Raw genomic sequence first — 12275 nt, forward strand, 5'->3', positions numbered from 1 at the left:
GCGTAGCGGTCCTTTGTCCTCATTCGCAAAACCTTCGTCTCGCCTCCTCTCACGGCTTGTTGCTCGTTCGCGGCTTGTCGCTCAGCCGAAGAAGCGGCGCAGCGGGGCGATCCGGCGGATCACCAACCGGTCCAGGGTGAGGATGACCAGCATGGAGATCCCGGCGAGGGGCATGGCCACCCCGAGAACCAGCATGATCAGCGCGACACCGCGGGTGACCCGGGCGTCCTGGGCGCGGCGGGGTGCGCCCAGGCCCCTGCCGCTGGGGCGGCGGCGCCACCACATCACGACGCCGCTGACGGCCATGCCGATGACGGCGAGGCAGGTGCCGAGTGCGACCAGGAGGTTGGGCAGGCCGAACCGCTCACCCTGGTGGAGAGCGATGCCCTCCTCGACGAGCTTGGACAGCAGGCCGTACTGGGGCCAGCCGTAGGAAGCAAGCACCTTGCCGGAGTACTGGTCGAGGAAGAGCGTGCGCTGCTTGGCGGGGTCCGCCTCGGACTTGCCGGAGATCGTGTAGACGCCCTTCGGGCCTTGCGGCAGGGTCACGGTGAAGGTGCCGGGCACGCGCTCACGGTGCGCGACGGCGACCGCCTGCTCGATGGACATGCTGCCCGGCGCGGCACCGCTTCCGCCCTGGCCTCCCATGTGACCCGCGTGACCGGCATGACCCTCATGCCCTTCGTGCCCGTCAGCCGGCTGCGAGTTCGGGACCTGGACCTTCTCCGCCGCCCAGGGCACGGAGGTGTCGGGGTTGGAGGTGAGGTGGTCGGCGGTGGTCGGCGGGATCTTCGAGGAGACCTTGTAGTCCTCCGCGCTCGGGGCGCCCTGCTTCGTGGCGGTGATGGCCTTCTGCAACTGCTGGCCCCACAGGCCCGTCCACGGCAGGCCGGTGGCGATGAGCAGCAGCAGGAAGACGGAGACGGCCGCGCCGACGGTGGCGTGCCAGCGGCGCAGCCCGCGCCGCCCGGTACGGCCGTCGCGCGGACGGGTCCGCCACCACAGGTACAGCCCGGTGCAGGTCAGGATCGCGGCCCAGGACGCGGTCAGCTCCACGAGGCGGTCGCCGACCGACCCGCTGAGCAGGTGGCCGTGGAGGTCGCGGACCTTCTGCATGAAGGTCTTGGCGTTGTCGACCGACCCCAGCACCTTGGCGTCGTAAGGGTTCACGTACACCGACACGGTCGGCGCCCAGGGGCCGCCGCCGTCGGCGGCGAGGGTGACCATCGTGCTGTGCGTGGCGTCGCTCGGCGGCGTCACGGACTGGATGGTCGCCTCGGGCTTCGCCTTGCGTACGGCGTCCACCTGCGCGGCCAGCGGCACCGGCTTGGCGCTCTGCGCGGCGTGGACGGTGCGCAGGTCCTTGTAGACCCAGTTCTCGTAGGCGGGCTTGAACAGGTAGATGCCGCCGGTGACGGCGAGCAGTATCAGCAAGGGGGTGACCAGCAGACCGGCGTAGAAGTGCCAGCGCCACAGGGTCTTGTAGAGCTGATTCCGGGAGGGGCGCCGGATGCGGTCGGTGCCGCTCTCCGGCTCGGCGGTCTCCGGAGTGGTGTCCGGCACGGCGTCTGGCCTGTTTTCGGACACGCTCGGGGCGTGCGTCATCGCGAGTTGTCTTTCGTCGTACCCCGCGGCCGGGCAGAGCCGAGCGCAGGTGATCTCAGAAGGAATCCGGACGGTCGCGAGCACAGATACAGATACGACTACGACCGCCGGTCAGCGGACCGGCGTACCGAGGCGACGTCCGGGATGCCGCGTGTCCGCCGCGCAGGGCACGGCGAAGCACAGGCCCCGACCTACGGAGCCCGCACACCACGCGGTGATCAGTACGAGAAGGACAACGGAGGGCCGCGGCGAATGACCGCGTGCCGGACCACTGCCAGGTGCGGCTGCTCAGCCGCGGCCGGACGTCGGACCCGCCGGGGTCCGACGTGTGCGACGGGCACCGTCACGCCCACGAGAAGCAGATGCAGCAGCCGGTGCAGCGACCGGTCGGCAGCGGCAGCCAGAGCCGCGAGCAGCGCGAACAGCGCCCGCTCACCGCGGTGCAGCCACCAGCCGCACACCAGCCCCGCCAGGAGGTGCGCCGCCAGCATGCCGACGCCGGCGTGCTGCATGGCGGGCATGGAGTGCATGCCCGCCATGGAGTGCATGGCGTCAGCGGGGGAACCGCCGCGCGCCGGACCCCCGGCGGGCGGGTGCACGGGCGGGCGGTTCCAGTCCATGCCCGCCGCCCGCACGACCTGCCGCATCGACCCGACAGGAAGGGGTACCGAACCCGCCGGGCCCATGTGACCGCACAGCAGCAGATCCGCCCAGGCCGCAGCCTTGCCGGGAGCTTGAGCAGATGCCGCGATCCCCTGCGCCCAGGAGAAGAACACGTGCAGACCGCCCTGGCAGGCGAGCACCCCGCCGGCGATGACCGGCAGGGACCGCTCACGGCCGGCAGCCAGCCCGGCGCACACGAACACCGTCACCGCGGCTGCCGCCAGCGCCCACCCCGGTACCGCCGGACCGGACATCACGGCATGCCCCGCCGCGGACAGCGCGACGCAGACCGCGGCGAACACCGCGGCCCGGACATATCGCACAGCAGCGGTGACAGGCATGGCGCCGACATCATGCCAAGGGGCCCAGACGCTTTCGGACAGGGGGTGGCCGAATGCCGACCGGACGTGTCCAAACGATCAACGTCAGCTTGATCGTTGACGCCCGCCCGCTGATCCCGTCGGCGAACGCTCACGGGACGCCGCCACCCACTACCAGGCTCCTCCTCGTGCCGAGCCATGGGTCAGCCAGTCCGATCAGCCCTGGTCGAAGTGGCTGGGCCGTCCGTCGTAGTCGATCAGGCGGCCCAGCTCAGCGGCCTTCGCCCGGGGCATGAGGGTCCAGGTGCCGTCGGTGCGGCGAAGGGCTGCCGAGTGCCAGGGGGTGGTCCAGGCATCGGGCGCGTCCATCAGTCGGATGCCGAACTTGTGGGCGCCGACGGGTTGGGGGTGGATGGACAGGCGTACGGAGCGGGGGTGGTGGTCGGCGATCAGGTCGCCCCAGGCGCGGCTGCGCTGGATGACGCCGTACGCGCGTTGCCGGCACTCGCGCTGGAGGGCGGAGCGGGTGCCTGAGTGGTCGGCGGTGTCCTCGACGAGGAAGCGGGTGATGCCCCGGTAGAGGGCGAGGGTGTTGTCGTCGGCGCGGACCTCGGCGCGCAGGGCGTCCAGTGCGGGGGCGTAGCTCTTGTGGAGGTGGGCGCGTTTGGTGTCATGCGGGAGGTCACCGAACACGTCGCGCAGATCGAATACGGACAGTCGCGTCAGGCCCAATTGACCTATGAGGGTGCGGAGTTCGTCGGCGTAGGCGTCGATGTGCTCGTCGGGGACGCGGATGAGATCGCCGAAGGCGTGGCCGTCGGAGCAGACGACCAGGCGGGCGCCAGGCGGGTGGATCCGCTCGATCTCGGTGCACAGGGTGTTGAGGAAGCCGAGGGAGAGGCGTTCTCCCTGGTCGGGGAGGTGGCCGAGGACTTTGGTGGGGTTGGGGGACTTGCAGGGGAAGCCGGGCAGGGTGAAGGTGACGGGTGCGTCGTCGCGTACGAAGTCGGCGATCTGGCGGAGTTGGTGGGGAAACCTCCCGGCGGAGGTGGGGGCTTGTTCGGTCGTGCGGTGGTGCGGCAGGAGCATGTTCAGGATGGCGGTGCTGATTCTCGTGGGGAGAGCGTCCGGCGTGGCTGTCGGCGGCATGTCGTTTCTCCGGGAAGCGTGCGGGCATGACGGCATGGCGCCATGGCGTGGGGGCGGCCAGGCGCCGTCAGGCGGATGGGGTGGTGGATCAGCCGGGTCCGGCTCCGGGGCCGGGTCGGGCTGTGTGGCCGGACCCGGTCAGCCGGAAGTCGGCGTCACAGGCGTGTCCGAGGTGTCTCAGCGGCGCCGGTCGTAGCCGACGGGCAGGTGGTTGGTGCCGCGGCCGAGGACGGCCGGGATCCACTCGATGTCCTCGTCGCTGATGGCGAGGTGGAGGCCGGGAAGCCGGGTGAGCAGGGTGCCGAGGGCGATCTGGAGTTCGGTACGGGCGAGGGCGGCGCCGGGGCAGAAGTGGATGCCGTGGCCGAAGGCGAGGTGGGGGTTGGGGGTGCGTTCGAGGTCGAGGGTGTCGGGGTCGGGGAAGCGGCGCGGGTCGCGGTTGGCCGCGCACAGGGAGACGATCACGGAGTCGCCGGCCGGGACTTCGGTGCCGTGCAGGTCGTCGTCCTGGTCGAGGAAGCGCCAGGTGGTGAGTTCGAAGGCGCTGTCGTAGCGGAGGAGTTCCTCGACGGCACGGGGCAGCAGGTCGGGTTCGTCGCGCAGACGGGCGAGCTGGTCGGGGTGGCGGAAGAGGGCGATCAGCGCGGTGGTGATCTGGTTGGTGACCGGTTCCTGGCCGGCGACGAGGAGCTGGAAGATCATGGAGTCCAGCTCTTCCTGGGACAGTTCGCGGCGGTCGCGGGCCACGACGAGGCGGCTGAGGAGGTCGTCGTCCCAGTGTTCGCGCTTGTGGGCGACGACCTGGGCTATGTAGCTCTGGAGGCCGTGCAACCGGGCCTCGTAGAGCGGTCGTCCGGGGTCGGTGGGGCCGACGGGCTGGACGACCTTGCCCCAGTCGCGGTCGAAGCGGGCGGCCAACTGCTGTGGTAGGCCGATGACTTCGGCGAGGACCTGGAAGGGGAAGTGGGCGGCGAAGCCGGCGACGAGGTCGGCGGGGCCGGTGTCGGGGAGTGCGTCGATGAGGGCGTCGGCCAGTTCCTGGAAGCGGGGGCGCAGGCTCTCGATGCGGCGGGGGGTGAAGGCGTCGGTGACGAAGCGCCGCATGCGGGTGTGCTTGGGCGGGTCCTGGTGGAGGAGGTGGACCTGGAGTTGGGAGTGCTGGGGTTCGGGCATGATCGAGGCGCGGGCGCGCCAGCGGTCGTTGCCGCGGTCGTGGTTCTTGCCGAGGCGGTCGTCGTTGAGGGCGGCGTGGGCTGCGTCGTAGCCGGTGACGAGCCAGGCTTGTACGCCGCTGGGGAAGAGCACGCGGTGGACGGGGCCGGCCTCGCGCATCCGCTCGTAGAGGGGGTAGGGGTTGCTCTTGTAGGGGCAGCCGGTCAGTGGGACCGGGTCGGGCAGGGGCTCGGGCCGGGGCTTCGGCTCCACGGCCGGCAGGGGTGGCTCCTGGATGGTCATGCGAGGGCTCCTCAGAGGGCGAGTTCGGGCCGGTGGTGGTCCAGCCACAGGGCCAGGTCGACGACACGTTCGAGGCGGAGGCGGTGGCCCCACACCAGCAGGTCGGGCGGGGTGTCGAGAGCGGGCTTGAGGCGGGACTCGTCGGCCAGGGCACGGACCTGCTCGCTGGACAGGGCGTCGCGGGCGAGGTCCTGGAGGCCGCGGTTGTAGTCGGGGTGGTGGGTGGCCGGGTAGTGGTTCTTGGGCCGGTGCAGTACCGAGTCGGGCGCGAGTCCGGTGCCGGCGGCGCGCAGCAGGCTCTTCTCCCGGCCGTCGAAGCTCTTGTGTGCCCAGGGCGTGGCGAAGGCGTACTCGACGAGGCGGTGGTCGCAGTAGGGGACGCGGACCTCCAGGCCCTGGGCCATGCTCAACCTGTCCTTGCGGTGCAGGAGTTGGCGCAGCCAGCGGGTCAGGGACAGGTGCTGCATCTCGCGTTGCCGGTGCTCGACGAGGGTTTCGCCGTCCCGGTGCGGTACGGCGGCCAGCGCGCTGCGATACGTGTCGGCACGGAACTCCGCTATGCGCAGGTCGAGTTCCGGGTTGAGCGGCATCGCGGCGTCGTCACCGTTGACGAGCAGCCACGGGAAGGTGTCCGCGGCCAGCGCTTTCGGATGGTGGAACCAGGGGTAGCCGCCGAACACCTCGTCCGCCGCCTCGCCGGAGAGGGCCACGGTGGAGTGCTTGCGGATCTCGCCGAACAGCAGGTACAGCGAGGTGTCCATGTCGCCGACGCCGATCGGCGAGTCCCTGGCCACGACGACCGCCTTGCGGTGCTCGGGGTCGAGCAGGGCGTGCGGGTCGAGGACGACCGTGCTGTGGTCGGTGCCGATGAAGGCACCGGCCTCGGTGGCGTACGGGGTGTCGTGACCGGTGCGCAGCGCGTCGCCGGTGAACTGCTCGGCCTGGTCGCTGTAGTCGACCGCATAGGAGCGGATGCGGGCGTCCGGGCCTTCGCGCAGCCGGAGTTCGTCGGCGAGCAGTGCGGTCAGGACGGTGGAGTCGATGCCGCCGGACAGCAGGCTGCACACCGGGACGTCCGCCTCCAGTTGGCCGCGGGCGGCCGAGCCGACCAGCGCACGTATCCGCTCGATCGCCGTGTCCCGGTCGTCGTCGTGGACGGCGGCCTCCAGCTGCCAGTAGCGGCGCTCGCGGATGCCGTCCCGGTCCAGGACGAGCACGCCGCCGGGCTCCACCTCCCGCACCCCGGACCACACCGTCGGCCCGGTGTTGAAGAGCAGGCTGTACGCCTCCCGCAGCCCGTCGGCGTCCACCCGTGGCCGGATCTCCGGGTGGGCGAACAGGGCCTTGGGTTCCGAGGCGAAGGCCAGGCCGCCGTCGACGGAGGCCCAGAACAGCGGTTTGACGCCGAGGCGGTCGCGTACCAGCAGCAGCCGCTGGGCTCGCTCGTCCCAGACGGCGAAGGCGAACATGCCCTCCAGGTGGTCGGCGAGATCCTCGCCCCACTCGGCGTAGGCGCGCAGTACCACTTCGGTGTCGCTGCGGGTGCGGAAGTGGTGTCCCCGGCCCCGGAGTTCGACCCTCAGTTCGTGGTGGTTGTAGACCTCGCCGCTGTAGCTGAGGACGAGGGTCGGCCGGTCGGGACGGTCGGTCATCGGCTGCACGCCGCCGGCCAGGTCGATGACGGCCAGGCGGCGGTGGCCGATCGCGGCGCGCTCGCCGAGCCAGACGCCGCCCGCGTCCGGACCGCGCGGGGTGAGGGTGTCGGTCATGGCCTCGATGACCGGGGCCTGGGTGCGGGCGTCGCGGTGAAAGGACGCCCAGCCGGTGATTCCGCACATGCGCATGGCTCCTGGGTCAGTTACGGGCGGCGGGCGCCGCGTCGGTCGTCGTCTCGGGGACGGGTGCGGGTCTTCTGCCGGGCAGGGCGATCAGGGGCACGGCGAGGCAGGCGGCGGTGGCGGCCAGCGCGAGCCCCGCCCGTACGCCCTGGTCGGGTCCGGTCAGCCCCCAGACGGCGGTGGCCAGGGCGGGCCCGAGAGTGAAGCCGAGCGTGCGGGCGAGCTGCATCGTGGACCCGACGGTCGCGATCCGGTCCCGTGGTGCGGCGCCCATGACCAGGGCCTGGGTGGGGCCGCCGTTCAGCCCCATGCCGACGCCCGCCAGCGCCAGCCGCCAGGCCACGTCCAGTGGTGACCAGCCGTCGCCCAGCGGGACCAGCAGAAGCAGGCCGACGGCGGTGACGGCAGCGCCGGTGACCGCGACCGGCCGGGGACCGGTGGGGGTCCCCCCGCTCGAGCGAAGCCGAGAGTGGGGGAGGTCGGCGAGGCGTCCGCCGACCTGTCCGGCCAGGCCCATGCCGAGGGGGAAGGCGAGGACGGTCAGCCCGGTTGTAGTGGCGCTGACACCGTTGTCGCGCTGCAAGTGCAGAGCGATCACGTAGTGCATGGCGGCGAACCCGGTGGCGAGGGACAGCACCGCGCCGTGGGCCCGGAACAGCCCCGTGGCCCGCAGTACACCGGCCACCGGCCGGCCGCCCGGGCCGCGCAGCCACCACCAGAGCGTCGGGACCGCCGCGAGCGCGAGCACCAGCCACGACGGGCGGCCCGATGCCAGGGTCAACGCCAGCAGCAGGACCGCCACGCCCGAGGCCACCAGCAGTGCGTCCGCCACCGACCGCCGGTCGGGCCGGCGCAGCCCGCCGTCCCGCGGCATGACCTTCCAGGCCACGACCAGGGCGAGCACGCAGAAGGGGATCTTGACCAGGAAGACCGCATGCCAGCCGAAGTGGTCCAGCAGCAGCCCGCCCACGGCCGGTCCGGTCACCGCGCCCAGCGGTCCCAGGGTGGCGGGCACGCTCATCGCCCGCCCGCGCTTCTCCGGCCGTACGGAACGGACCGCGAGGACCGGCATCAGCACGAACAGCACCGCCGCGAACGCACCCTGCGCAAGGCGGGCGGCGATCAGCCAGGCCGCCCAGGGTGCGGCGGCGGCCAGGGCGCTGCACAGGCCGAATCCGCAGGTCGCGGTGAGCACGGCGGAGCGCAGCCCCACACCGTCGAGCCACCGGCCGACGGGCAACAGCAGGGCCACGACGGGCAGTTGGTAGCCCAGCACGGCCCACTGGGCGGTCGCGGTGGACACATGAAGACCCGCGGCGATGTCCGCCAGGGCCACGTTGACGATGTTCATGTCGAGCATCGCCACGAACGCCAGCACGCCCGCCACGGCGACCAGCGGCCAGCGGTCCTCGCCGACGGGTATGTGACCGGGCCGTTCCGCACCGGGACCGTGGTGTGTCACCCTTCCACCCCTCATCGTCATGACCGGACTGCCGGACAGCAGCCCCGTCTGAGGAGTCGTGAGGGATCTGAAGGGAGTTCCCGGCTCCGCTCAAGAAAGTGACCGGGGGGCTGGTTTTCTGCGCTGACCAGCACGGCGGGTCGGGTTCCGCTAGTGGCGTCGGGGTCAGTGAGCGGAACGGCCACGATCCCCCGCGGCTCCGTGGAACTCAGCGCCCCGCCCGGCCGACTCCTGAGGTGAGGGCGCCGCCCTGAACATCCGCACCCGCGGACCCGTACTCAACCGGAAGCCCCCCACGACACCCAGGAGTTCCCCCATGACCCAGAAGCAGTACAAGCAGTACAACGTCACCGGCATGAGCTGTGGGCACTGCGCGGCGAGCATCAGGGAAGAAGTATCCGAGGTGCCGGGCGTGAGCGAGGTCGTGGTGGACCTCGCCGCGAACGCCGTCACGGTGCACGGCACCGACCTCGACGACGAGCGGCTGCGCGCGGCCGTCGTCGAGGCCGGTTACGGCGTCGCCGACCCGGTCGCCGCCTGATCAACCGGAACCGCGGGCCGGGCGGGACGCCATCGGCGAGGCGCAATCGCCTTCCTGCCCGGCCTCGTTCATCCGCCGGTGCGTACGGTGCGTACCTCCACCGCCGCGTCCGTCTCCGTGCCGACTGGCGCCTGGTGGTCGAAGGCGATCAGGGGGTCACCGGTGAGGGGGTGGTCGACGACGGCCGCCCGCACGCCGAACACCTCGGCCAGCAGGGCGGGAGTGAGGACGTCGCGGGGTGCCCCGGAGGCGACCACGGCCCCGGCGCTCAGGACGTGCAGCCGGTCGCACACCGCCGCGGCAGCGTTGAGGTCGTGCAGCGACACCAGCGTCGTACGGCGCTGGGCGCGCAGCAGGGCGAGCAGTTCGACCTGGTGTCGGATGTCGAGGTGGTTGGTCGGCTCGTCCAGGACCAGGACCTCCGGATTCTGGGCGAACGCACGGGCTAGCAGGACACGTTGGCGCTCGCCGCCGGACAGGGTCGTGAACCGGCGCCCGGCCGCCGCCTCCATCCCGACATCGGCGAGAGCACGGGCGATCATGTCCCGGTCTACGGCGTCATCACCCGCGAAAGCCCGCTTGTACGGCGTGCGCCCCATCGCGACCACCTCGCGGACGGTCAGCTCGAAGTCACTGCCCCGTTCCTGCGGGAGCGCGGCAACGTGCCGCGCCGACTGGACCGCGGACAGCTCACGGAGGTCGGTGCCTGCCAGCAGCACCCGTCCAGCGGTGGGCTTCAGGTGCCGGTAGACGGTGCGCAGGAGCGTGGACTTGCCGCTGCCGTTCGGCCCTACCAGGCCGGTGATCTCGCCCTCGGCCGCCACCAGATGGGCGCCCGCCACGACCGTACGGCCGGAGTAGGCGACGTGCAGGTCTTCGATCTCGATTCTCAACTGCCGCTCCACAGCCGCCGGTCCAGCAGATACAGCAGGGCCGGAGCCCCGATGAGCGAGGTGACCACGCCGACCGGCAGCTCCTGCGAGGCCATCGCCGTACGGCAGACGATGTCGACCACCACCAGCAGCAGCGCGCCGAACAGCGCCGAGAGCGGCAGCAGGCGGCGGTGGTCGCCGCCGACGACCAGACGGCAGGCGTGCGGCACCATCAGACCGACGAAGGCGATCGCACCGGACACCGCCACCAGGACGCCGGTCACCACGCTGGTCACCGCGAACAGCTCCCGGCGCAGCCGGGTGACGTTGACGCCGAGCCCGGCCGCCGTCTCGTCGCCCATCAGCAGGGCGTTCAGCCCCCGGGCGCGCGCCTGGAGCCACAGCAGGGCGGCCGGAACCACGACCGCGGGCACGGCCAGCAGCGGCCAACTCGCTCCGCTCAGACTGCCCATGAGCCAGAACAGCACGCTGCGCGTCTGCTGCTCGTCCCCGGCCTGCAACACCAGATAGCTGGTGAAGCCGGACAGGAACTGGCCGATCGCCACCCCGGCCAGTACCAGCCGCAGCGGCGCGAACCCCCCGCCCCGCCGGGCGATGACCCACACCAGGGCGAACGTGGCCAGCGCGCCGGCGAAGGCCGCACCGGACAGCCCCAGGCCCAGCGCCCCGCCCGCGCCGAGACCGAGAACGATGGCGGCGACCGCACCGAGCGACGCCCCGTTGCAGATGCCCAGCATGTACGGGTCGGCCAGCGGGTTGCGCACCAGCGCCTGCACCGCCGTACCGACGAGACCGAGCCCGGCGCCCACGAGCGCGGCCAGCAACGCACGCGGGACCCGCAGCTGCCACACGATCAGGTCGTCCGTGCCAGGGCGCGGGCCCTCACCGGCCAGTCGCCGCCCCACCACGCTCCACACCTCGCCGGGCGGAATGGACGTCGACCCCCAGGCCACCGCGGCCGTCAGCGCGACGAGGAGTGCCACACCGAGAACCAACGCCAGCGGTCCCGCGGGCAGACTCCGCGCGCCCCGGCTCCCGTCGTCCCGGCTCCCGTCGTCCAGGCTCGCGTCCGTGGCCTTGCGGCGGGACGCGGACAGCGTCGAGATCACGACTGGCCGACCTTGCCCGGGTAGAGGGTCTTGGCGATCGCCTCGACCGTGTCGGCGTTCTCGACCCCGGCGATGGTGGTCTGCTCGGAGCCGATGCGCAGGAAGTGGCCCTCCTTGACCGCCTTCAGGCCCTTGGTGGCCGGATTGGTCTCCAGCCACTGCTGCGCCTCGTCGAACCCCTTCTTGTTCGCCGCGTCGCTGCCCCGGTTGCGTACCCCGAGCTGGATCCAGTCCGGGTCCTTGGCGATCACGTCCTCCCAGCCGACCTGCTTGCGGTCACTGTTGCAGTCGGCGAAGACGTTGCGGGCTCCGGCCAGGGTGATCACCGCGTTGGCGACCTGGCGGTTGCAGATGACGGTGGGCTGCTTGGTACCGGCCTCGTAGTCGAAGAAGAAGTACGTCGGCCGCTTGCTCTCCTCCGTACCACCCACCGCCTTCCGGACCGCGTCCACCTTCTCCTTCATCCCCGCGACGAGTTCCTTCGCCTTGGCGCTCGTGCCGGTGACCGCGCCGAGCGAGGTGATGTCGGCCTCGACCGCCGACAGGTCCGTCACCGGACTCTTGCTCCGCGCCGCGCAGGCGGTGGACTTCAGGTAGATGTGCCTGATCCCGGCCGCCTTGAACTCCTCCTCGGTCGGCACATCGCCCATCCCTCCCCCGCCCATGCCGCCCATGGCCGCGAACGTGTCGATGTACAGGTCGGCGCCGGAGCCGAGAAGCTTCTCCTTCGGGATCACACTCTTGCCGAGCACGTCGACCTTCTGCGCCTGCGCGTCCAGCGCACCGGGCAGCGTGCCCTTGCCCGGCGGGAAGCCGGTGCCGATCACCTGGTCGCCGACGCCGAGGCGGAGCAGCAGCTCCAGACTGGAGGCGTTACTGGTGACGATCTTCTTCGGGGCCTCGGAGAAGGTGGTCTTGGCACCCATACAGTCGGTGACGGACACCGGGTAGTCGCCGGCGGCGGACTTCCCCGCCTTCCCACCGCTCCCGCCCGACGCGTCCTTCACCCCGCCGCCACAGCCCGCCGCCAGCAGGCCGCCGAGTACGACGACCGCCGTACCGCCCCACACACGAGAACGCATCGAAACCCTCCAAGATCCACTCGGCAGCGGCGGACGAACCTCCGCCACCCGCTCCAGTAGTCGGGGCAAACCCCTGCGGAGTTCCCGACCGATTGCCACATGGGCTCAGGGCAACCGCTCTCGGCACTCAAGCTGCACGCATCCCCCGATTGGGCACG

The 12275-nt window shown here is 71.6% G+C and carries 10 protein-coding genes; 1 reads left to right on the forward strand and 9 read right to left on the reverse strand.

All coding sequences use genetic code 11. The annotated features are described in order from the left end of the window. Positions 1-81: 81 nt before the first annotated feature. The 6 genes from IEZ17_RS22085 to IEZ17_RS22110 all read right to left on the reverse strand — a co-directional run bounded on the left by IEZ17_RS22085 (position 82) and on the right by IEZ17_RS22110 (position 8492). Complete coding sequence (locus IEZ17_RS22085) at positions 82-1563, reverse strand: PepSY-associated TM helix domain-containing protein (RefSeq protein ID WP_189302766.1); 1482 nt, start codon at positions 1561-1563, stop codon at positions 82-84. Between the two features lie 260 nt (positions 1564-1823). Then, positions 1824-2609, reverse strand: a complete 786-nt coding sequence (locus IEZ17_RS22090) for a hypothetical protein (RefSeq protein WP_189302768.1) — start codon at positions 2607-2609, stop codon at positions 1824-1826. 195 nt (positions 2610-2804) lie between these two features. Next, positions 2805-3737: an L-tyrosine/L-tryptophan isonitrile synthase family protein gene (locus tag IEZ17_RS22095; protein WP_189302770.1), complete on the reverse strand. Its 933-nt coding sequence runs from the start codon at positions 3735-3737 to the stop codon at positions 2805-2807. Between the two features lie 177 nt (positions 3738-3914). After that, positions 3915-5192, reverse strand: a complete 1278-nt coding sequence (locus IEZ17_RS22100) for a cytochrome P450 family protein (protein WP_189302772.1) — start codon at positions 5190-5192, stop codon at positions 3915-3917. An 11-nt stretch (positions 5193-5203) separates the two neighbouring features. Then, entirely contained in the window at positions 5204-7030 is a 1827-nt protein-coding gene (gene asnB, locus IEZ17_RS22105) for an asparagine synthase (glutamine-hydrolyzing) (RefSeq protein WP_189302774.1), read from the reverse strand. A gap of 16 nt (positions 7031-7046) precedes the next feature. After that, complete coding sequence (locus IEZ17_RS22110) at positions 7047-8492, reverse strand: MFS transporter (RefSeq protein WP_189302776.1); 1446 nt, start codon at positions 8490-8492, stop codon at positions 7047-7049. Between the two features lie 316 nt (positions 8493-8808). On the opposite strand from IEZ17_RS22110, the gene IEZ17_RS22115 reads away from it, so the two are divergent. After that, complete coding sequence (locus IEZ17_RS22115) at positions 8809-9033, forward strand: heavy-metal-associated domain-containing protein (protein WP_189302778.1); 225 nt, start codon at positions 8809-8811, stop codon at positions 9031-9033. Between the two features lie 68 nt (positions 9034-9101). Here the strand turns inward: IEZ17_RS22115 and IEZ17_RS22120 are convergent, their stop codons facing one another. Genes IEZ17_RS22120 through IEZ17_RS22130 form a run of 3 tightly spaced genes read right to left on the reverse strand, consistent with a single transcriptional unit; the run spans position 9102 to position 12117 of the window. Beyond that, positions 9102-9926 carry an ABC transporter ATP-binding protein gene (locus tag IEZ17_RS22120; protein ID WP_189302780.1) on the reverse strand — a complete coding sequence of 275 codons (825 nt, stop codon included), beginning with the start codon at positions 9924-9926 and terminating at the stop codon, positions 9102-9104. Beyond that, on the reverse strand, positions 9923-10987 hold the full coding sequence (locus IEZ17_RS22125) for a FecCD family ABC transporter permease (protein WP_189302932.1): 1065 nt from the start codon (positions 10985-10987) through the stop codon (positions 9923-9925). Before IEZ17_RS22125 ends, IEZ17_RS22120 begins: the two co-directional genes overlap by 4 nt. Positions 10988-11031: 44 nt before the next feature. Beyond that, on the reverse strand, positions 11032-12117 hold the full coding sequence (locus IEZ17_RS22130; protein WP_189302782.1) for an ABC transporter substrate-binding protein: 1086 nt from the start codon (positions 12115-12117) through the stop codon (positions 11032-11034). Positions 12118-12275: the final 158 nt, after the last annotated feature.

The sequence above is a fragment of the Streptomyces albospinus genome (genome assembly GCF_014648695.1).
Taxonomy (GTDB): Bacteria; Actinomycetota; Actinomycetes; order Streptomycetales; family Streptomycetaceae; genus Streptomyces; species Streptomyces albospinus.

What these genes read in the sequence shown, in the direction of transcription:
- IEZ17_RS22090 (WP_189302768.1), bottom strand. Translation starts at nt 2,609, where the DNA reads ATGCCTGTCACCGCTGCTGTGCGATATGTCCGGGCCGCGGTGTTCGCC.
- IEZ17_RS22095 (WP_189302770.1), bottom strand. Translation starts at nt 3,737, where the DNA reads ATGCCGCCGACAGCCACGCCGGACGCTCTCCCCACGAGAATCAGCACC.
- IEZ17_RS22100 (WP_189302772.1), bottom strand. Translation starts at nt 5,192, where the DNA reads ATGACCATCCAGGAGCCACCCCTGCCGGCCGTGGAGCCGAAGCCCCGG.
- asnB (WP_189302774.1), bottom strand. Translation starts at nt 7,030, where the DNA reads ATGTGCGGAATCACCGGCTGGGCGTCCTTTCACCGCGACGCCCGCACC.
- IEZ17_RS22115 (WP_189302778.1), top strand. Translation starts at nt 8,809, where the DNA reads ATGACCCAGAAGCAGTACAAGCAGTACAACGTCACCGGCATGAGCTGT.
- IEZ17_RS22130 (WP_189302782.1), bottom strand. Translation starts at nt 12,117, where the DNA reads ATGCGTTCTCGTGTGTGGGGCGGTACGGCGGTCGTCGTACTCGGCGGC.